Origin of the sequence: Rathayibacter sp. AY2B5 (genome assembly GCF_002931645.1) — a bacterium.
Classification (GTDB): Bacteria; Actinomycetota; Actinomycetes; order Actinomycetales; family Microbacteriaceae; genus Rathayibacter.
Window position 1 is genome coordinate 1 of record NZ_PSUE01000030.1, and the last position, 21,130, is coordinate 21,130.

Below are 21,130 nucleotides of genomic sequence, written 5' to 3' on the forward strand. Positions count from 1 at the left end.
GGGCTAGGGTCGAGCCGTGAGCAGGATGGGTGACGTCGCGGCAGGCGGCGGGATGCGCGGAGGGGCGCGCGGCGGGAGGATCTCGAGCAGCGATCCGGACAGCCAGCGGGAGATCAACGCGGCGGCTCCGAAGGTCGACGACCTGCTCCGGCGCATCGCGGGACTCTTCCGCGACCACCGCCCCAAGCTCACGCTCACCGTGATCCTCGTTCTCATCGGCGCCGCCCTCACGGTTGTGCCGCCGCTCCTCACCCAGCTGGCCTTCGACCGCGGGCTCTTCCCGCCCGGCGGACGCCCGAACCTCCCGGTGCTGCTCGAGCTGGTCGGCGTCATGGTGCTGGTCTGGGCGTTCTCGGCGATCCTCGGCGTCTGGCAGACCTACCTCACCGCGACCGTCGGCAACACGGTCATGGGGGAGCTGCGCATCCGCCTCTTCCGCCACCTGCAGGCGATGGAGCTCGGCTTCTTCACCCGCACCCGCACCGGCGTCATCCAGTCGCGCCTCGCCAACGACGTGGGCGGCGTGGCCAACGTGCTCACGAACACCGTCTCGAGCGTCCTCGGCAACACCGTCACCGTGATCGCGGCCGTCGTCGCGATGCTCCTGCTCTCGTGGCAGATGACGATCGTCGCCCTCGTCCTCACTCCGGTGCTCGTCGTGGCCCAGCGCCGCGTCGGCCAGGTGAGGGCGCGCATCGCGACGAAGACGCAGGAGTCGCTGTCCGAGATGACCGCGATCACCCAGGAGACCCTGAGCGTCTCGGGCATCCTCCTGGCCAAGAGCTTCGGCCGCCAGGAGTCGGAGGTGACGCGCTACGCCGACGAGAACGGCCGCCAGATCGAGCTCCAGGTGCGGCAGCAGATGTCCGGCCAGTGGTTCTTCGCGATGGTGCAGATCTTCCTCTCCGTCATCCCCGTGATCGTGTACCTCGTGGCCGCCTGGCTGATCCTCGGCGGCACCACCGTCACCGCCGGGACCGTCGTGGCCTTCACCACCGTGCAGGCGCGCCTGATGTGGCCGCTCCTGGGCCTGATGCGCGTCGCGCTCGACCTGCAGACGGCCGGAGCGCTGTTCGCCCGCATCTTCGAGTACCTGGACCTGCGCCCGGCGATCACGGACAGGGCAGATGCACGCGAGGTCTCGGGCGAGCTCGGCCGGGTCGAGCTCGACGACGTCGTGTTCCGCTACCCCGACCAGGCGGAGGACGCGCGCCCGACGCTCGACCACGTCTCGGTCGCGATAGAGCCGGGCCAGTTCGTCGCCTTCGTCGGTCCCTCCGGCGCGGGCAAGACCACCATCTCGTACCTCGTCCCGCGCCTCTACGACGTGGCCGGGGGAGCGGTGCGCTTCGCCGGTACCGACGTGCGCGAGCTGCGGCAGGAGTCGCTCGTGGCGCACATCGGCATCGTCAGCCAGGAGACCTACCTCTTCCACGCGACGATCGGCGACAACCTCCGCTACGCCCGCCCGGACGCGACGCAGGAGGAGCTGGAGGCGGCCGCCCGCGCCGCGAACATCCACGCGACGATCACGTCGTTCCCCGACGGCTACGACACGCTGGTCGGCGAGCGCGGCTACCGGCTCTCCGGAGGCGAGAAGCAGCGGCTCGCGATCGCGCGCGTCCTGTTGAAGGACCCGGCGGTCCTCATCCTCGACGAGGCGACCAGCGCCCTCGACACCGTCTCGGAGCGGATCGTCCAGACCGCGCTCGACGACGCCGCCCGCGGTCGCACCACCATCGCGATCGCTCACCGGCTCTCGACCATCGTGTCGGCCGACGTCATCCACGTGGTCGAGGGCGGACGGATCGTCGAATCGGGCACCCACCGCGAATTGCTCGGCCTCGGCGGCCTCTACGCCTCGCTCTACGCACAGCAGACGGAGTCGGCCCTCCAGGGCTGAGCCGCGGATCGGCGGCCGGACTTCGCGAGGCTACTCGCAGCCGACGCCGTCTGAGTCGCCGGGCCCCGTGCACGACGTCGGCGGAGAGCACGTGCCCTTCCCTGGTGGGGGAGGCGCACCACTCTCAGCCGATGTCGTGCGCGCCGGAGGCGGTCACTCCGCCGGGCGGTCCTCGAGCATCTGCTCCATCAGCGAGATCTCGGCCTCCTGGGCCTTCACGACGGAGGAGGCGAAGTCGGTGGCGACCGGCACGCGGCTCCGGGCGAGCAGCGCCTCGGCCATGTCGATCGCGCCGCGGTGGTGGGCGATCATCAGCTCGAGGAACATCCGGTCGAAGTCGCGGCCCGACGCGCTGCTGAGGGCGGTGATCTGGTCCGGTGTCGCGAGACCGGGCATGCTCGCGGGCACGACGCCGTCCTCGGTCCCCATCCCCATCGACGAGTGCTCGTCGGCGGCTCCGGCCAGGGTCGGCCGGCCCATCCAGGTCATCGAGGGCTCCGGAGCAGCCTGCGGCAGGCCCCACGAGTTCAGCCAGCCGAAGAGCTGCCCGGCCTGCTGCTGCTGGGTGAGCAGGATGTCCTTCGAGACGGTGAGGACCTCGTCGTCGGCGCTGCGCTCGCGGGCGATCATCGCCAGCTCGGCGCCCTGCAGGTGGTGCACCTGCATGTCGCGCGCGAAGCCCGCTTCGGCGCTGGCGCTCGAGGGCGTCGCCGCGGAGGCGAACGGGGCGAGCGCGCCGAAGAGGTAGCCGCCGGCCGCTCCGAGGAGGAGCGCGACCACGGCGACCGCGGCGACGAGGATCCGGCCCCTACTGCTTGCCGGGCGCATCGATCCCTCCGGTGCAGGGGGCGCCGGGCTCCGGAGCGCTCGAGGACTGCCAGAAGCGCTCGACGAAGGCGTCGATGCGGGGGTCCTCGGGCGAGTCGATCGCGACCTGGGCGTCCCAGGCGCTCAGCACGATGGGCGACTCGAGGCCCTCGTAGGGCGAGACGACGGAGTAGGTGTCGGGCATCGCGGCGATCAGCGCGTCGACCTCGCTCTGCGGGAGCTCGGGGTCGTACGTGGCCCAGACGGCGCCGTGCTCGAGGTCGTGCACCGCGTTCTCGTTCGGGACGGGCTCGTCGTAGACGCCGCAGTTCATCCACACGGCGTTGTGCGGGCCGCCCGCCGGCGGGGTCTGCGGATAGTCGACGGCGCCGGCGACGTGGGTGGCGTCGTTGTCGAAGGTCTGCAGGCCGTCGATCTCGCGCGCCTCGACGATCTGCTGGTTCCCGAAGACGGTGACCGCGACGATCCCGCCGACCGCGAGGACGGCCAGGGCCGACAGCGACCAGATCCAGATGCGGGAGCCGCGCTTGCGGCGGTCCTGCTCGCGCTTGTAGGCCTCGAGCTTCTCCTGTCGGGCGCGGTTCTTGGCGGACATCGTGTCTTTGGGCACGGCGGCGTCTCTCGTTCTGAGGGCGGAAGGCGCCTGTGGCGGGCGCAGGCGCCTGAGAGGCGCTCTCAGAGGATAACGAGCGAGGCTTCGGATCAGATCAATGCGCGGTCAGGGGAATCTCGATGCGCCCGAGGAGCGGGCCGCTCGATCAGCGGGATGCCCAACGGGCCCGCTCGATCCGCAGGATGCGCCGCCGCTCCGCTCAGGGGGCGAAGGTGAGCCAGAGCAGCAGGCCGTTCAGGACGATGAGGAAGACGGCGGCCAGGGCGGCGGCGAGGGTGGTGAACCAGCGGTTCGTCTGGTCGCCCATCAGGCGGCGGTCGCGGGTCAGGATCACGAGCGGCACGAGCGCGAAGGGGATGCCGAACGACAGGACCACCTGGCTGAGCACCAGCGCGCGCGTCGGGTCGAAGCCGATCGCGAGCACCAGGAGCGCCGGTATCAGCGTGACCAGACGACGGGCGACGAGCGGCACCCGCACCTGAAGCAGACCGTGCATGATCTCGGCTCCCGCGTACGCGCCGACCGAGGTCGAGGCGAGGCCGGAGGCGAGCAGGCCGACGGCGAACAGGGTCGCGACCACCGGTCCGAGCGCCGCCCCGATGGCCGCGTGGGCGCCCTCGAGGCTGTCGGTCCCGGCGACTCCCGCGAGGGAGTGCGCGGCGAGGAGCAGGATCGCGAGGTTCACGGTGCCGGCGATGGCGAGCGCGATCGTCACGTCGATCCGGGTGGCGACCAGGATCCTCCGGCGCGCGCCGACGCCCTCGACGTGGCCGAAGCGGTCGCGGGCGAGCGCGGAGTGGGCGTAGATCGCGTGGGGCATGACGGTCGCGCCGAGGATCGAGGCGGCGAGCAGCACCGACTCCGAGCCCTCGAAGCGCGGCACGAGACCGGCGACGGTCGCGCCCGCGTCCGGCGGATCGACGACCACGCCGACCGTGAAGCCGACGGCGATCAGCACCATCAGCGCCGTGATCACCCGCTCGAACGGCTGCGCCCCGCCCCGCGTCTGCACGAGCAGCAGCACCAGCGAGACCGCGCCGGTGACCACGCCGCCGGCCAGCAGCGGCAGTCCGAAGAGCAGGTTCAGCGCGATCGCGCCGCCGATCACCTCGGCCAGGTCGGTCGCCATCGCGACCGTCTCGGCCTGCAGCCAGTAGGCCCGGCGGCCCCAGCGGCCGCGCAGGCGGTCGCCGAGCAGCTCGGGGAGGCTGCGGCCGGTCATCAGGCCGAGCTTCGCCGAGAGGTACTGGATGAGCCAGGCCATCAGGTTGCCGAGCACCACCACCCAGACCAGGAGGTAGCCGAACCGGGCGCCGGCCGTCATGTTGCTGGCGACGTTGCCCGGGTCGAGGTAGGCGACTCCGGCGACCAGCGCCGGGCCGAGCAGGCGGAGGAGGTGGATGTCGGCCGGACGCCGCGGCGGTGCGGCGATCGGTGAGGTCATTCGGGGTCCGTTCCGGGTCGACCGCGGCGCTCGCGGACCCCCACGATAGGGCACCGGCGCGACCGGCGGCACTCCCCTCCCGAGACCGCTCCCTGTGCCTCCGCCCACCCCCGTCACACGCCCGCAGCCGGTTGCTACGCTGGCGGGATGAGCCTGAATCGCGCCCTTCCCGCACGCCCGGAGACCGGGATGGCCTACGCCGATTCGGTGCTCGACCTCATCGGCGACACCCCGCTGGTGAAGCTGGGTCCGGTCGCGGCGGGCGTGCTGGCGACCGTGCTGGTCAAGGTCGAGTACCTGAACCCCGGCGGCTCGTCGAAGGACCGCATCGCGACCCGCATCATCGACGCAGCCGAGCGCGACGGGCTGCTGAAGCCCGGCGGCACCATCGTGGAGCCGACCAGCGGCAACACCGGCATCGGCCTCGCCCTCGTCGCGCAGCAGCGCGGCTACCGCTGCGTGTTCGTGCTGCCGGACAAGGTGGGGGAGGACAAGCGCAACGTCCTCACCGCCTACGGGGCCGAGATCGTCGTGACGCCGACGGCCGTCGCTCCGGAGGACCCCGCCTCCTACTACTCCGTCTCGGACCGCCTCGCCCGCGAGATCCCCGGCGCCTTCAAGCCCAACCAGTACGCGAACCTCAACGGACCGCTCAGCCACTACGAGACCACGGGCCCCGAGATCTGGCGCGACACCGCCGGCCGGCTCACCCACTTCGTCGCGGGAGTCGGCACGGGCGGCACCATCAGCGGCGTCGGCCGCTACCTCAAGGAGGTGTCGGAGGGCCGCGTGCAGATCGTCGGCGCCGACCCCGAGGGCTCCGTCTACTCGGGCGGCGGCGGTCGCCCGTACCTGACCGAGGGCGTCGGCGAGGACTTCTGGCCGAGCGCGTACGACCCGAGCGTGGTCGACCGGATCATCGCCTCCAGCGACGCCGAGTCGTTCGCGATGACCCGCCGCCTCGCCCGCGAGGAGGGGCTGCTCGTCGGCGGATCGAGCGGGCTCGCCGTCTCCGTCGCGCTCAAGGCCGCCGCCGGTCTCGGGCCGGACGACGTGGTCGTCGTGCTCCTGCCGGACGGCGGGCGCGGCTACCTCGGCAAGATCTTCAACGACCGCTGGATGCGCTCCTACGGCTTCCTCGAGATGCGCGACGAGGGCACCGTCCGCGACGTGCTCCGCGCGCGGGCAGCGAGCGGGCAGGCCGACCTCCCGGCGCTCGTGCACGCTCACCCGACCGACACGATCCGCGACGCGATCGGCATCATGACCGAGTACGGCGTCTCGCAGCTGCCGGTGCTGACCGCCGAGCCGCCCGTCGTGATGGGCGAGGTCGTCGGAGCCGTCGACGAGCGCGAGCTGCTCGACCGCGTCTTCGCCGGATCCGCCTCGATGAACGACCCGCTCGGCGACTGCGTGGGCGACGCGCTCGCGCTGATCGGGCTCGGCGAGAGCATCACCGCCGCCCGCGCCGCGCTCACCGAGCGCAGCGCCCTCCTCGTCACCGACGAGGGCAAGCCCGTCGCGGTGATCACCCGACAGGACCTCCTCACCTACGCCACGGCCTGACGGCCGCCGCCTCCGCACCTCCGACCCAGGGAGCCCGCACCATGCCCAAGAAGCAGCACTTCGACACCCGCGCCATCCACGCCGGCCAGGAGTTCGATCCGACCACCGGGGCGGTCGTGCCGCCCGTCTACATGACCTCCACGTTCGTCCAGGACGGCATCGGCGGTCTCCGGGGCGGCTACGAGTACGCCCGCTCGGCGAACCCGACGCGCGACTCGCTCCAGGAGCTCATCGCCTCGCTCGAGGGCGCGGACGTCGCCTACTCCTTCTCCTCCGGCCTCGCCGCCGAGGACACCCTGCTGCGCGCCGCCCTCGCGCCCGGCGACCACGTCGTCCTGGGCAACGACGCGTACGGCGGCAGCCACCGCCTGATCGACCGGGTGCACAGCGCCTGGGGCGTGCGCAACACGGCCGTCGACATGTCGAACCTCCGCGAGGTGCAGCGGGCGATCGTCCCCGGCGAGACGAAGATGCTCTGGGTCGAGACCCCGTCGAACCCGCTGATGACCATCAGCGACATCGCCGAGCTCGCCGACCTGGCCCACGCGCACGATCTGATCGTCGTCGTCGACAACACCTTCGCCTCGTCCGCCCTGCAGCAGCCGCTGGCACTCGGTGCCGACGTGGTCGTGCACTCGACCACGAAGTACCTCGGCGGCCACTCGGACGTCGTCGGCGGCGCGCTCGCCCTGCGCTCGGGGCCGCTGGCCGAGAAGATCGCGTTCCTGCAGTTCGCGGTCGGAGCGATCTCGGGCCCGATGGACGCGTGGCTCACGGTCCGCGGCATCAAGACCCTCGGGGTGCGGATGGAGCGCCACTCCGTCAACGCGCAGGCGGTCGCCGAGTTCCTCGTCGAGCACCCGGCGGTGACGGCCGTGCACTACCCGGGCCTGCCCTCGCACCCCGGCCACGAGCTGGCGAAGCGCCAGATGTCGCGGTTCGGCGGGATGCTCTCGCTCGAGCTCGCGACGCCGCGCGCGGCCCGGAAGTTCGCCGAGTCGACCGAGCTGTTCCAGCTCGCGGAGTCACTGGGCGGCGTCGAGTCGCTGATCGGCTACCCGAGCGAGATGACGCACGCGTCGGTGAAGGGCACGCCGCTGGAGGTCTCGGAGTCGCTGGTGCGCCTCTCGGTGGGCCTCGAGGACTCGTCCGACCTGATCGCGGACCTGTCGGCGGCGCTGCCGAAGAAGTAGAGGCGGGAACGCCGCCCCGCGGGGCGGCATCTCGATGGTGCGCCCGATCCGGCCCCTGCCAGGATCGGGCGCATGACCTCCTCGCGCCGCTTCGTCGACCTCAGCCACACCGTCGCGGACGGGCTGGTGACCTACCCGGGCCTGCCCGCTCCGCGCATCCGGCCGCACCTCACGCGTGGGGCGTCCCGCGCCTCCTACGCGCCCGGCACCGAGTTCGCGATGGACGTCATCGAGATGATCGGGAACACGGGCACCTACCTCGACAGCCCGTTCCACCGCTACGAGGGCGGAGCCGATCTCGCCGCTCTCCCGCTCGAGACGCTGGTCGACCTGCCGACCGTCGTGGTCGACGCGACCGGAGCCACCGAACGGGGCATCGGCTCGGACGCGGTCGCGGGACTCGACGTCCGCGGCGCCGCCGTCCTCCTCCGCACCGGCTGGGACGCGCACTTCGCCACGCCCGGGTACGGCAGGGGCGCCCCCTTCCTCAGCGGCGAGGCGGCGGAGGCGCTCGTCGCCGCCGGCGCGGTGCTGGTCGGCATCGACTCGGTGAACATCGACGACACGGAGTCGGGCGGATCGCGGCCCGCGCACTCGGCCCTCCTCGCCGCGGGAGTGCACGTCGTCGAGCACCTCACCGGCCTCGGCGGGCTGCCGGCGACAGGGGCGCGCTTCACCGCCGTGCCGCCGAAGGTGCGGGGCTTCGGGACCTTCCCGGTGCGGGCCTTCGCGGTCGTCGACGAGCCCTGACCGGCGCAGGGCGCCCGGGCGCCTCCGGCTAACCTGGACCGATGCATCCCGCTCTCGCCGCCGTCGGCCGGCGCGTCCGGCCCCGCACGCGCCTCGCGGCGCTGGGCCGTCGTGTCCGTCCCCGCACGCGGCTGCGCTCCGCGGCCCGGGTCGTCCGCTCCGCCCCTCAGCGCCTCTCGGAGCGCCGCGCCGCCGTGATCGCCGCCCGGCCGATCGACCACCCCTCGCCCGCGCTCCGGCGCGAGCTGCTGCTGCTCGCCCTGGCCAACCGATTCTCCCGCCGCTCCGCAGTCGATCCGGCGGGCGAGGTCGTGGTGACGATGACCACGCACGGCGAGCGGCTGCAGCGGGTCCACGTGGCGCTCGAGTCGATCGCCCGCGGCGACGCCCGGCCCGCGCGCCTGGTGCTCTGGCTCGACGACCCGGCCCTGCACGCCGACCTGCCCGCGCCGCTGCGCCGCCTCCGCCGCCGCGGCGTCGAGATCCGCCTGGTCGACGGCTACCGCGTGCACACGAAGTACTACCCGCACCTGCTCTCGGGCCGGGCGGGGGAGCGCGACCTCGTCACCTCCGACGACGACATCGTGTACCCGCGCACCTGGCTGAGGGGTCTGCTCGACGCCCGCTCGCGCTACCCCCGCGAGACCGTGCTCTGCTACCGCGCCCACCGGGTGGGGATCGTCGACGGCGCCGTGGCTCCGTACACGAGCTGGACGCCGGTCGCCGACACGCGCGCGTCGACCGACGTCTTCGGCACCTCCGTCTCCGGGCAGCTGCTGCCCGCCGCGCTCCTCGGCGAGATCGCCGCGCACGGGGAGGCGTTCCGCGAGATCGCCCCGGACGCCGACGACATCTGGCTGCACGTGCGCGCGGTCGACGCCGGCTACCGGATCGCGCAGATCGAGCCCCGGGCCCAGCTGTTCCCGTTCGTGCCGCGCACGCAGCAGTCCGGGCTCTACCTCGTCAACTACTGGGACGGCGGCAACGACCGCCAGGCCCGCGCGGCCTACACGCCCGAGGTGACGGCGCGGATCGCGGCGGACGCGTCCGCGAGAGGGGAGGTGCGCTGATGCGCCTGCTGTTCGTGAGCAACCTCTACCCGCCGCAGGTGCTCGGCGGATACGAGATGACCTGTGCGCGCGTCGCGGAGGCGATGGCGGCCCGCGGCCACACCGTGCGCGTGCTGACCACGCCGACCTACCTGCCGCCGGAGCCCTCGGGCGTCGAGGTGCACCGCACGCTGAGCCTGCGCACCTACTTCCCGCTGCCGCAGACCGGCGGCGAGATCGCTCAGCTGCTGCACCACGAGAGCGCCGTCTCGCGGTTCGAGAACACCCGCATCCTGCTCGAGGAGCTGCGCGACTTCGCGCCGACCCACGTGGTGGCCTTCAACCTGCTCGGGATCGGCGGCCTCGCGATGATCGACCTGCTGCGGGCGGTGGAGGCGCCGTGGATGTGGAACCTCGGCGACCGCATCCCGAACGCCCTGGTCGACGGGCTGCCCGAGCGCGTGCTCCGCGTCTACGGCGCCCAGGCCCCCGACCACTTCGACCGCGGCGAGATCGTCGCGGTCAGCCGCTCCCTCGTCGACGCGATCGAGGCCGGCGGGCTGAGCCTGGGCGAGGTCGAGGTGATCGGGCGCGGAGTGTCCGTTCCCCCCGACACCGCGGAGCCGCGGCGCTACCGCGAGGGCGGGACCACCCGGTTCACGTTCGCCGCGTCGCTCGGCGAGCACAAGGGCGTCGGGCTGGTGCTGGAGGCGGCGGCGTCTCTCGCGGAGGAGACCCGCGACTTCCGCGTGGACCTCTACGGCGACGGAGACGTGGACGGCTGGCGCGCCCGGGCGGACGAGGCGGGCCTGGCCGGCCTGGTCGAGTTCCACGGAGCGACGCCGCACGCCGAGGTGCTCGCCGCGCACGGCCGCGCCGACGCGTTCCTCTTCCCGACCTGGGCCGGAGAGGCGTTCGGCGTCGCGCCGGTCGAGGCGGCCGCGGCGGGCGCCGTGCCGATCGTGACGGCGGCCAGCGGAGTAGCGGAGTTCCTCATCGACGGCGTCGACTGCATCAAGATCACCCGCTCCGCCCCGGCGCTCCTCGAGGCGATGCGGGACGTGGCGAGCGGGGCGGTGGACCTCGAGGCGCTCGGTCGGCGGGGCCGGGCCGCGGCGCGCGGACCGCTCTCGTTCGAGCGCTCCGTCGAGCTGATCGAGGCCTCGCTCGAGCGCCGCTCCCGGCCGGGCCTCGCCGACCGCCTCGCCGACACCACCCTCGAGGCCGACATCATGGACAAGGATCTGCGGGCGATGGACGTGCTCCACCGCCGCTTCTCCGGACGGGACCACGACGATGACCACTGACCACGACTTCCTCCAGGACCCCGGCTCCGCGCCCACCCGGCTCGGCCGCGGCGGCGTCGTGCTCCGCGACGCGGTGCACCGGCTGGTCGCCCCCTGGTTCGAGCAGGCGCGGCTGCGCACGGAGGAGCTGCGCGCCGAGACGGCGGCCCTGCGCGACGAGGTGGCCGGGCTCCGCGGCGAGCTGAGCGCGGTGCAGGGCGACGTCTCCGTGCTGCGCGACGAGTCGGCGGGCCTCCGGGAGGCGCTGGACGAGCTCAGCGCGTCGGTCGCGGCCGACCGAGCCTCGTCCGAGGCGGCGGGTGCGGCGGCCGCCGAGCAGGCCGCCGACACCGCGGCGGCTCTCGACGAGCGCGTCCGCGGGGCCGAGCTCGAACTGCGGGCGGTCACCCGGCGCCTCGCGGAGGCGCTCGACCGCTGAGGCGGCGAGGCCCGGTCCTCGCGGCGATCAGGCGGGGACCGCCGTCCGCGCGAGCAGCTCGGCGATACGACCGGTGCAGCCGCCGCAGCCCGTGCCGGCGCGGGTCGCCCGCCCGACGCAGGCGACCGTCCCGTGTCCCGCCGCAGCCGCATCGGTGATCACCGCCGCCGTCACGCCGTTGCACCAGCAGACCGTGGCATCGGGGGCGAACGGATCGCCGGTCGCCGCGGCGCCCGCATCCGGGGCGTCCAGACGCAGGAGGCTCGACCGGTCCGCCGGCAGCTCCGAGCCCCGCTCGAAGAGGAGGCTGAGCTCGGCGCCGACCCGGGGCAGACCCACCGAGACGAACCCGCGCAGCACTCCTCCCGCGGTCACGAGCTTGGCGTAGCCGCCGCGGGCGGGGTCCGCCCACAGGGTCACCTCGAGGTGCTCCTCGCCCGGGCGGTGCGGGTCCCACGGCTCCGGGGCCACGTCGCCTCCTGCCACGAGGTCGACGCCCTCGGCCTTCAGCATCACGACCGCCGGTCTGGCGTCGGGGACGCGCTCCTCGCCGCAGCGGCCCTCCGCCTCCGCCCGGATCCGCGCTGCGAGCCGGTCCGCCTGCTCCCATCCCGGACCGATCAGTCCGCTCGGTCCGCCGGGCACGCGGCCGTCGGGCAGGGCCGAGCCGCGGGGGGCGACGTGCGCGCAGTCGCCGATCGCGAAGACGTCCGGGTCGCTCCAGCTGCGCAGCTGCTCATCGACCAGGATCCCGGTCGAGACGGCGAGCTCCGCGCCCGCGGCCAGCTCGACCCGCGCACCGACACCGCACGAGAGCACCAGCAGATCCCCCTCGATCTGCTTGCCGTCAGCGCAGACGAGCGCCTGGAAGTGCGCACGGCCGCGGTCGTCGTGCGCGAGCAGGACGCTCTCGGACCGGGCGTGCGCCACCATCTCGACGCCGGCCGCGCGGGCGGCCGCGGCCAGCATCCGGCCCCCGCCCGAGTCGAGATTGCGGGCCATCGGGATGTCGCCGTGGAAGACCACCACCACCTGCGCGCCCTGCTCGGCGGCCGCGAGGGCGAACTCGATCCCGAGCACTCCCGCCCCGAGCACGACGAGGCGCGCGCCGGAGCGCACGGACTCGCGGACCACCCGGGCGTCGGCCAGGTCGCGCAGCGCCACCACCCGCTCCGGGAGGGGCCGGGAGCCCGCGTCGAGCGACTCCGGATCGGCGGCGCGCACCGTCCGCTCGCGTCGGGACCGCTCCATCCCGGCGAGGGTCGGCACGTTCGCCCGGGCGCCGGTGGCCAGGACGAGGCGGTCGTAGGGCAGCCGCTCGCCGTCGTGCAGCCGCACGACGTTCCGCGCGCGGTCGATCCCCACGACGGCCGCTCCCAGGCGCAGGACGACGCCCGCCGCCTCCGCCGCCGTCCGGTCGCCGAGGTCGAGGCGCTCGCGGGTCGCCCGGCCGACGGCGTACTCCGCGAGCAGGACACGGTTGTACGGGTCGTCGCTCTCGGCGCCGACCACCGTCAGCGCGACCAGACCGGCCCGCACGGCCGGCAGCAGCTCCTCGACGAAGCGCGAGCCGACGGGGCCATAGCCGATCAGGACGATCCGCTCGGGAGGTGTCTCAGGCATGTGCCGTCCCTTCCGCGCGGACCCAGACCCGCGTGCGCTTGAACTCGGGCATCGACGACACCGGGTCCACGACGGCCTCGGTGAGGAGGTTCGCGCACTGCTCACCCGCGTAGTGGAAGGGCAGGAACACCGTGTCGTGGCGGATGTCCGCGGTGACGCTCGCGCGGGCGCGGACCACGCCGCGCGCGTTCCCGATCGCCACAGGTGCTCCGTCGCGGACGCCGAGCCGGGAGGCGGTCGCCGGGTGGATCTCGAGCCGAGCCTCGGGGCGGGCCGCATCGAGCTCCGCGACCCGCCGGGTCTGGGTGCCCGACTGGTACTGCTGGAGGTAGCGGCCGGTCACGAGGGTCAGCTCCTCGCCGCGGTCCACGACGACGGGGACGGCGGGGATGACGGCGACCAGGCGCGCCCGGCCGTCGGGGTGCCCGAAGCGCTCAGCGAAGAGGCGCGGCGTCCCCGTGCCGCCCGCGGGGTAGGGCCAGTGGGCGGCGATCCCGGTGTCGAGCAGGGCGTGCGAGAGGCCGGAGTAGTCGGCCACGCCTCCCGCGGACGCGCGGGCCAGCTCGTCGAACACCTCCGAGGGGACCGCCGACCAGCTCGAGGGGGCGTCGAGACGGCGCGCCAGCTCGCTCATGATCCAGAGCTCGCTGCGCACTCCTGCCGGCGGGTCGATCGCCCGGCGGCGGCGGAGCACCCGGCCCTCGAGCGAGGTCATCGTGCCCTCCTCCTCCGCCCACTGCGGCACCGGGAGCACCACATCGGCCAGCGCGGCGGTCTCGGAGAGGAAGAAGTCGCAGACGACCAGCGTGTCCAGGGCCTCGAGCCCGGCGCGGACGGCGTCGGCGTCCGGAGCCGAGACGACCACGTTGGAGCCGTGCACCAGCAGGCAGTGCACGGAGCGTCCGAGCTCGGCGAGCAGGGCGGTGGCGGGCAGGCCCGGGCCGGGGATCGATTCGGGCGTCACGTCCCAGACGGCGGCGACGTGGCGCCGCGCCTCCGGATCGCGGATGGAGCGGTACCCCGGGAGCTGATCGGCCTTCTGGCCGTGCTCGCGTCCGCCCTGGCCGTTGCCCTGACCGGTGAGCGTGCCGTACCCCGACCCCTCGCGACCCACCAGGCCGAGCACGAGAGCGAGGTTGATCGCGGCGGTCGCGGTGTCGGTGCCGTCGACGTGCTGCTCGACCCCGCGGCCGGTCAGCACGAACGACCGCCCCGCGGCGAGCCGGCGCGCGAGGGAGCGGAGGAGCGTGGTCGGCACGCCCGTGACCGCGGACGTGCGCTCCGGCCACCACGCCGAGACGCTGCGGCGCACCGCCTCGGCGCCGGTCGTGCGCGCGGCGAGGTAGGCGGTGTCGGCGAGGCCCTCGGCGAAGACCAGGTGGATCAGCCCGAGCAGGAGCGGCAGATCCGTCCCGGGAGCGGGCTGCAGATGCGTGCCGGCGCCGTCCTCCGTCAGCCGCGCGGTGGCCGAGCGGCGCGGGTCGACGACCACCAGGCCGCCCCGCGAGCGGGCACCGGCGAAGTGGGCGAGCAGCGGCGGCATCGTCGCGGCGACGTTCGAGCCCAGGAGCAGGATCGTGTCGGCGTCGTCGAGGTCGGACACCGGGAACGGCAGTCCGCGATCGACGCCGAAGGCGCGGTTGCCGGCCGCCGCGGCCGAGGACATGCAGAAGCGGCCGTTGTAGTCGATCCGGGAGGTGCCGAGAGCGATTCGAGCGAACTTCCCGAGCTGGTAGGCCTTCTCATTGGTGAGGCCCCCGCCGCCGAAGACGGCCACCGCGTCGGCGCCGTGCCGCGCCCGGACGCCGCGCACCGCCGCGGCGACCGCGTCGAGCGCCTCCTCCCACGACGCCTCCGCGAGGACGCCGTCGGCGCCGCGCAGCAGCGGGGAGACCAGTCGCTGTCCGCTCGCCAGCAGCTCGACGGAGGTCCAGCCCTTGGCGCAGAGCCCGCCCCGGTTCGTCGGGAACTCCCTCCCCTCGACCGCCAGGGGCACGGGGCCCGCCGCGGGTGTCAGCGTCATCGCGCACTGCAGGGCGCAGTACGGGCAGTGGGAGTCGGTCGGGGCGGGTGCGCTCATCGTCAGATCCGGGTCCCCGTCTTCGCGGCGAGGCGGAGGTAGACGCCGGCCGTGATCGCGAGCATCACCGCATAGGCGCCGACGAACCAGCCCAGCGCCGTGGTGTAGTCGCCGAACTCGGTCTTGGAGAAGCCGAGCAGCTGGGGGATCACGAAGCCGCCGTAGGCGCCGATCGCCGAGATCAGGCCGAGCGCCGCGGCGGACGTGCGCTGGGCGCCGATGCCGTCGTCACCGCGCTGGCGGGCGCGGAGGGCGAACACCGTGGGGATCATGCGGTAGGTCGCGCCGTTGCCGATGCCGGCCGCCGAGAAGAGCACGAGGAAGCAGGCGAGGAAGAGCCAGAAGCTGCCGAGCGGCAGTGTCGCGATCACGCCGAGGATCCCGGCGCCCATGGCGACGAAGGCGAGGACCGTGACAGGCGCTCCGCCGAAGCGGTCGGCCAGACGGCCGCCGGAGGGGCGGGACAGCGAGCCCACCAGGGAGCCGAGGAACGCGAGGCCGACCGTCGCCGAGCCGACGGCGAAGCCGGAGAACTCGGGGAAGGTGTCGGCGATGAGCTTCGGGAACACGCCGGCGAATCCGATGAAGGACCCGAAGGTGCCGATGTAGAGCACGGCCAGCAGCCAGAGGTGCGGCTCGCGGAGCGCGGCGAGGGAGGCGGCGACGTCGGACTTCGCGGTCGAGAGGTTGTCCATGCGCTTGGCGGCGCCGATCATCGCCACGACGATCAGGGGGACCCAGAGGAAGCCGGCGATCGGCAGGTTCAGCGTGGCCGCGGCGCCGACGGTGATCGCGATCGGCACGACGAGCTGCGCGACGGAGGCGCCCAGGTTGCCGCCCGCGGCGTTGAGCCCCAGAGCCCAGCCCTTCTGCGCGTGCGGGTAGAAGAAGGTGATGTTCGCCATCGAGCTGGCGAAGTTGCCGCCGCCGAAGCCGGCGAGCGCGGCCACCAGGAGCATGACGCCGAACGGGGTCTCCGGATTCGAGACCGCGATGCCGAGTCCGACGCTCGGGATCAGCAGGAGGCCCGCCGACACGATCGTCCAGTTGCGGCCGCCGAAGCGGGGGACCATGAACGTGTACGGGATCCGCAGGGTGGCGCCGACGAGGCTCGGCATCGAGATGAGCCAGAAGATCTGCCCGGTGTCGAAGGCGAACCCGGCCGCCGGCAGCGAGACGACGACGACCGACCAGAGCTGCCAGACGACGAAGCCGAGGAACTCGGCGAAGATCGACCACCTCAGATTGCGAGCGGCGACGGAGCGTCCCTCCGCCTCCCACTGGGCGGGGTCCTCGGGGTTCCAGCCGTCGATCCAGCGGCCCGGCCGTCGGATGATGCCGGTGGATGTGGCGGCGGTCGTGGGGACGGTGGTCGGGGGTGCAGCAGTCATCGTGGTCCTCCGGAGGGTGGGCGGCGCGCGCGAGGGCGCGCTCGGGACGGGGAGGTGGAGCGGTGGTGGTGCGGGGAGGAGGCGTCAGGCGTTGCGCCCGAACAGCTCCGAGACGATGTCGACCAGCTCGCGGGCGGGCGGATCGACGGCGGTGAGGAGGGGAGCGGAGGCGAGGTCGGCCCCCGCGGAGGCGGCCAGGCCGGCGAAGTAGCCGGGCGCGAGCAGGTAGGTGGCGACCACGACGCGCGCGCCGGGGTGGGCGGCGCGCTCGGCGGCGACCGCCTCCGCGATCCGCGGCTCGGCGGCCGAGATGAACGAGGTGCTCACCTCGCGGCCGAGCTCGGCGGCGAGGAGGCGGCCGGTGGTCCAGCAGTCCGCGACGGCACCGGCGTCGCTCGAGCCGGCAGCGGCGAGCACGACGCGGTCGCCGTCGTCGAGCCCTGCCTCGTGGAGCCGGCGGGCGAGCACGCGCGCCAGGCGGGGATCGGGTCCGAGCGCGCCCGAGACCCGCACCGGCCGCTCCGCCTCCGCCGCGGCCTCGGCGAGGTCGACGTGCACGTGGTAGCCGGCCGAGAGCAGCAGCGGCACGACCACCGCCGGCCGGCCCGGCTCGAGAGAACCCAGGGTCGCGGGGACGTCGGGCTGCTGCACGTCGACGAAGGAGTCGAGCACGTCCAGCGCCGGGTTGGCCCGGCGGACCGCCTCGACCAGCGTGGCGACGGCACGCCTCCCGTCGTCGTCGGAGGTCCCGTGGGACGCGGCGACCAGAGCGGTCCGCTGGGCGACCTCGATCGTGCCGTCGCTCTCGCGCACCTGCCAGGTGGCGAGGTGCAGCTCCGCTCGTGTGAAGCAGGCGCCGGTCTCGAGGTCGAAGACGTCCTTGTGCAGGGGGGAGGCGATCGTGGGCCGCTGCACCCCGTCGACCAGACGCGAGCCGACGATGCCGCGTGAGAGCACGGCGGCGCCGGTCGCGGGGTCGAGGTTCGAGACGGCCCGCACCCGCCCGTCGGGCAGGAGGAACAGGGCGAGCTGCACACCGCCGACCAGGGCGGCCTCGCCCCAGAGCGGCTCGAGGTCGCCGACGGCGCAGACCGGCACCCAGGTGGTGGCGGTCGCGGGGGCGAGCCGATCGAGGAGGGTCATCGCTGCGCCTTCTTCCTGCGGGTGGGCCACCGCATCCGGTCGGACGCGATGAGGCAACGGTAGGGATCGCGCGTTTCGTGCGAGCACGCCTCCGGTGTCACGGGCGTAACGAAGCCCTCACGGCCTGCGGCGCTCGCCGAGAGGCGCGCGTCACACGCTGTTACACAGGGGCAACGGCGGGGAAACGGGCCGTCCCTACGGTGGACGTCATGACTCCTGGAGCGAACCCCGCCGCCCGGCCCCGACGCGTGCTCGTCGTCGGAGCGGGACCCGCCGCGCACCGCCTGGTCGACGCGCTCGTCGCCCGGGCCGGCGACCAGGCGCTGGAGATCACCGTCCTCGGCGAGGAGGTGCACCGTCCCTACGACCGCGTCGCACTCTCGAAGCGCCTCGACGGCGAGCACGACCTGACTCTGGGCGACGGCGCTCTGTGGGAGTCGGCGCGGCTGATCACCTCCTCCCGTGTCGTCGCGATCGATCCCGACCGCCTGCGCGTCGAGCTCGCGGACGGCCGCTCCCTCGAGGGCGACGAGATCGTCCTGGCGACGGGCTCCTCCGCCACGGTCCCGCCGATCGAGGGCGCCGAGCACGGCCGCGTCTACCGCACGCTCGAGGACGTGGACGGGCTCGTCGCCGAGCTCGCCGCGTTCCGCGCCCGGCGCGGACGCCCCGCGATCGTGGTCGTGGTCGGCGGCGGTCTGCTCGGCCTCGAGGCGGCGGGAGGCGCGCACCGGCTCGGTGCGCGCACCGCCCTCGTCCACTCCGGCCGCTGGCTGATGAGCGCGCAGCTCGACGAGGGCGCCGGGCAGGCCCTCGGCCGCATCATCTCGGCGCAGGGGATCGCGCTGCACCTCGGCAACCGGCCCACCGCGATCCTCACCTCGCCGACGGGGACGGTGCTCGGAGTCGCGCTGACCGACGGCAGCAGCATCAGCGCCGATCTCGTGGTCTTCTCCATCGGGATCACGGCGCGCGACGAGCTCGCCCGAGCGGTCGGGATCGAGGTCGCACCGCGCGGAGGCGTGGTCGTCGACGAGGCCTGCCGCACCAGCAGGGCGGGAGTCTGGGCCATCGGCGAGGTCGCCGCGATCGCCGGCCGCACGGTCGGGCTCGTCGCACCCGCCAACGCGATGGCGGAGGTGGTCGCCGACCGGATCCTCGGCGGCGACGCGACCTTCCCGGGGGTCGACGACGCCACCAAGCTCAAGCTCTCGGGCGTGGAGGTCGCCAGCTTCGGCGACGCCCTCGGCACCACGGAGGGAGCGCTCGAGGTCGTCTACGCCGATCCGGCCCGCGGTCTCTACCAGAAGGTCGTCGTCTCGGACGATGCGCGCACGCTGCTCGGCGGGATGTTCGTCGGCGACGCGGGCCCCTACTCCTCCCTCCGCCCGCTGCTGGGGCGCGAGCTGCCGGCCGAGCCCGGCGCCTACCTCGCGGCGGCGGGGGCGGAGGCGCCCTCGGGCGACCTTCCGGACGACGCCCAGGTCTGCTCGTGCAACAACGTCTCGGTCGGCGAGGTCCGCCACGCGATCGGCGAGGGGTGCACCGAGCTGGGGCCGCTCAAGGCCTGCACCCGCGCGGGCACCCAGTGCGGATCGTGCGTGCCCCTGGTGAAGAAGCTGCTCGACACGGAGCTGATCCGTGCGGGCGTCGAGGTCTCCCGCGCCCTCTGCGAGCACGTGGCGCTCAGCCGCAGCGAGCTGTTCGAGTCGGTCCGCATCCTCGGGCTGCACTCGGCCGAGCAGGTGATGGAGCGCTTCGGCTCCGGGCTGGGCTGCGACGTCTGCAAGCCGGTGATCGCCTCCGTCCTCGCCACCCAGACGAACGCCTACATCCTCGACGGCGGCCAGGCGCCGCTGCAGGACACCAACGACCGCGCCCTGGCCAACATGCAGAAGGACGGCACCTACTCCGTCGTCCCGCGGATCCCCGGGGGCGAGATCACGCCGGCGAAGCTCAAGGTGATCGCCGAGGTCGCCGAGCAGTACGGCCTCTACACGAAGATCACCGGCGGGCAGCGGATCGACATGTTCGGCGCCCGCCTCGAGCAGCTGCCCGAGATCTGGCGCCTCCTCGTCGACGCCGGCTTCGAGTCGGGTCAGGCGTACGGCAAGTCGCTGCGCACGGTCAAGTCGTGCGTCGGATCGACCTGGTGCCGCTTCGGAGTCCAGGACGCGGTCGGGATGGCGGTCTTCCTCGAGGAGCGGTACCGGGGTCTCCGCTCGCCGCACAAGTTCAAGCTCGGGGTCAGCGGCTGCGCCCGCGAGTGCGCCGAGGCGCGGGGGAAGGACATCGGCGTCATCGCGAGCGACCTCGGCTGGAACCTCTACGTCGGCGGCAACGGCGGCTACCAGCCGGCGCACGCCCAGCTGCTCGCGCAGGACCTCGACGACGAGACCCTGGTGCGCTACATCGACCGCTACGTCATGTACTACGTGCGGACGGCCGAGCGGCTCCAGCGGACCGCACGCTGGCAGGAGGAGCTCCCCGGCGGACTCGAGCACGTGCGCGAGGTGGTCTGCGAGGACTCGCTCGGCATCGCCGCCGAGCTGGAGGCCGCCATGGCCACGCACGTCGACACCTACGTCGACGAGTGGGCGGCGACCCTCGCCGATCCCGACCGGCTCCGCCGCTTCCGCTCCTTCGTGAACGCCCCGGACACCGCGGATCCGCGCGTCGCGACCGTGCGCGAGCGCGGGCAGGTCCGGCCCGCCGGCCGGGACGAGAGACCGGACGGACCCGTGCTGGTCGCGGGGCCGAGGATCCCCGTCGGTCCGGCCGGGATCGGATCGGACTCGTGATGCAGCTCTCCCTCGACCTCGCCGGACGCCGCGTGCTCGTGATCGGCACCGCCTCCGGGACCCGCCGCGTGCTCGCCCGCTACCGAGCCGCCGGCGCACTCGTCGAGCGGCACGAGGCGGAGGACGCGCTCACCCCGGCGCCCCCGGCCCTGATCGTGTGGGTGGAGGGGCCGGCGCCGCTCCGAGCAGCGGCGGCCGAGCTCTGCCCCTGGATCGTCGACGAGGCCCCCGCGCCGACCCGGCCGGTCGGGCACGTCAGCATCGTCGGCGGCGGCCCCGGCGATCCGGATCTGATGACCCTCGCCGCCCGCCGCGCCCTCCGCGACGCGGACGTGGTGCTCTACGACCGGCTCGGTCCGCACGAGGGCCTGGCCGAGTGGGCGCCCGGCGCCGAGCTGATCGACGTCGGCAAGACGCCGGGTCATCATGCGGTGCCGCAGCACGAGATCGAGCGGCTGATGATCGAGCGGGCCCTCGCGGGTCTGGACGTCGTGCGCCTGAAGGGCGGCGATCCGTTCGTGTTCGGCCGCGGGTCGGAGGAGGTGCGCGCGTGCCGGCTGGCCGGCGTCGGCTCCACGGTCGTCCCCGGAGTGACCAGCGCGATCTCGGTGCCCGCCGCCGCCGGGATCCCGGTCACCCATCGCGAGGTCAGCAGGGCCTTCACCGTGGTCTCGGGCCATGCGCCGTTCAGCGAGCAGGAGCTCGGCCATCTGGCCGGGCTGGGCGGGACGATCGTGGTGCTGATGGGCGTGAACACCCTCCCGCACCTCGTCGCCGGGCTGCAGCGCGCGGGGATGCGCGCCGACACGCCCCTCGCGATCGTCGAGCGGGGCTGGTCGCGCGACCAGCGCACGACGGTCTCGTCGGTCGGCGGAGTGCTCGGCCTGCTCGCCGAGCTGGCACCCCGCTCGCCCGCCGTGATCGTCATCGGCGAGGTGGTCCGGCAGGCCGCGTGCCATGATGCGGGGGACCCCGAGAGCATCGCCCGAGCGGTCGATGCACTGACCGCGTGAGACCCCGA

Annotated in this window: 16 protein-coding genes; 9 read left to right on the forward strand and 7 right to left on the reverse strand. The window is 73.8% G+C overall.

From position 1 onward, the window contains the following. Nucleotides 1–25: 25 nt before the first annotated feature. Nucleotides 26–1,903, forward strand: a complete 1,878-nt coding sequence (locus C5C30_RS15160) for an ABC transporter ATP-binding protein (protein ID WP_104334022.1) — start codon at nucleotides 26–28, stop codon at nucleotides 1,901–1,903. A 153-nt stretch (nucleotides 1,904–2,056) separates the two neighbouring features. Here C5C30_RS15160 and C5C30_RS15165 read toward each other — a convergent pair whose 3' ends face one another. The 3 genes from C5C30_RS15165 to C5C30_RS15175 form a co-directional block, all read right to left on the reverse strand. Then, on the reverse strand, nucleotides 2,057–2,731 hold the full coding sequence (locus C5C30_RS15165) for a DUF305 domain-containing protein (protein ID WP_104334023.1): 675 nt from the start codon (nucleotides 2,729–2,731) through the stop codon (nucleotides 2,057–2,059). Beyond that, nucleotides 2,712–3,341 (reverse strand): DUF3105 domain-containing protein, encoded by a 630-nt coding sequence (locus tag C5C30_RS15170; protein WP_244230507.1) that lies wholly within the window; start codon nucleotides 3,339–3,341, stop codon nucleotides 2,712–2,714. The genes C5C30_RS15165 and C5C30_RS15170 overlap by 20 nt, the downstream gene beginning before the upstream one ends. 202 nt (nucleotides 3,342–3,543) lie before the next feature. Continuing rightward, a complete protein-coding gene (locus tag C5C30_RS15175) occupies nucleotides 3,544–4,788 on the reverse strand; it encodes an Nramp family divalent metal transporter (RefSeq protein ID WP_104227179.1) in 1,245 nt (414 codons plus the stop codon). A gap of 189 nt (nucleotides 4,789–4,977) precedes the next feature. Here C5C30_RS15175 and C5C30_RS15180 point away from each other — a divergent pair, with 189 nt between their 5' ends. From C5C30_RS15180 to C5C30_RS15205, 6 genes are all read left to right on the forward strand, one after another. Next, entirely contained in the window at nucleotides 4,978–6,354 is a 1,377-nt protein-coding gene (locus C5C30_RS15180; protein WP_104334024.1) for a cystathionine beta-synthase, read from the forward strand. Between the two features lie 41 nt (nucleotides 6,355–6,395). Further along, a complete protein-coding gene (locus C5C30_RS15185; protein ID WP_104224345.1) occupies nucleotides 6,396–7,547 on the forward strand; it encodes a cystathionine gamma-synthase in 1,152 nt (383 codons plus the stop codon). 72 nt (nucleotides 7,548–7,619) lie between these two features. Beyond that, nucleotides 7,620–8,297, forward strand: coding sequence for a cyclase family protein (locus C5C30_RS15190; RefSeq protein ID WP_104334025.1), 678 nt, complete (start codon nucleotides 7,620–7,622; stop codon nucleotides 8,295–8,297). Between the two features lie 41 nt (nucleotides 8,298–8,338). Then, nucleotides 8,339–9,367, forward strand: a complete 1,029-nt coding sequence (locus C5C30_RS15195) for a glycosyltransferase (protein ID WP_104269657.1) — start codon at nucleotides 8,339–8,341, stop codon at nucleotides 9,365–9,367. After that, nucleotides 9,367–10,653, forward strand: a complete 1,287-nt coding sequence (locus C5C30_RS15200) for a glycosyltransferase (protein ID WP_104224348.1) — start codon at nucleotides 9,367–9,369, stop codon at nucleotides 10,651–10,653. Before C5C30_RS15195 ends, C5C30_RS15200 begins: the two co-directional genes overlap by 1 nt. Then, entirely contained in the window at nucleotides 10,643–11,071 is a 429-nt protein-coding gene (locus C5C30_RS15205) for a hypothetical protein (protein ID WP_104247711.1), read from the forward strand. The genes C5C30_RS15200 and C5C30_RS15205 overlap by 11 nt, the downstream gene beginning before the upstream one ends. A gap of 27 nt (nucleotides 11,072–11,098) precedes the next feature. Here the strand turns inward: C5C30_RS15205 and C5C30_RS15210 are convergent, their stop codons facing one another. The 4 genes from C5C30_RS15210 to nirD form a co-directional block, all read right to left on the reverse strand. Beyond that, nucleotides 11,099–12,694 (reverse strand): NAD(P)/FAD-dependent oxidoreductase, encoded by a 1,596-nt coding sequence (locus tag C5C30_RS15210; RefSeq protein WP_104334026.1) that lies wholly within the window; start codon nucleotides 12,692–12,694, stop codon nucleotides 11,099–11,101. Further along, entirely contained in the window at nucleotides 12,687–14,774 is a 2,088-nt protein-coding gene (locus C5C30_RS15215; RefSeq protein ID WP_104334027.1) for a molybdopterin oxidoreductase family protein, read from the reverse strand. The genes C5C30_RS15210 and C5C30_RS15215 overlap by 8 nt, the downstream gene beginning before the upstream one ends. Nucleotides 14,775–14,776: 2 nt before the next feature. Beyond that, complete coding sequence (locus tag C5C30_RS15220) at nucleotides 14,777–16,165, reverse strand: MFS transporter (protein WP_104224352.1); 1,389 nt, start codon at nucleotides 16,163–16,165, stop codon at nucleotides 14,777–14,779. Between the two features lie 84 nt (nucleotides 16,166–16,249). Next, nucleotides 16,250–17,308 (reverse strand): nitrite reductase small subunit NirD, encoded by a 1,059-nt coding sequence (gene nirD / locus C5C30_RS15225; protein ID WP_104334028.1) that lies wholly within the window; start codon nucleotides 17,306–17,308, stop codon nucleotides 16,250–16,252. 209 nt (nucleotides 17,309–17,517) lie between these two features. Here nirD and nirB point away from each other — a divergent pair, with 209 nt between their 5' ends. Both nirB and cobA read left to right on the forward strand, forming a co-directional pair. Continuing rightward, nucleotides 17,518–20,109 carry a nitrite reductase large subunit NirB gene (gene nirB, locus C5C30_RS15230; protein ID WP_104224354.1) on the forward strand — a complete coding sequence of 864 codons (2,592 nt, stop codon included), beginning with the start codon at nucleotides 17,518–17,520 and terminating at the stop codon, nucleotides 20,107–20,109. After that, the gene (gene cobA / locus C5C30_RS15235) at nucleotides 20,109–21,122 is read left to right on the forward strand and encodes a uroporphyrinogen-III C-methyltransferase (protein WP_104227191.1); all 1,014 of its coding nucleotides are present in this window, start codon (nucleotides 20,109–20,111) and stop codon (nucleotides 21,120–21,122) included. The genes nirB and cobA overlap by 1 nt, the downstream gene beginning before the upstream one ends. Nucleotides 21,123–21,130: the final 8 nt, after the last annotated feature.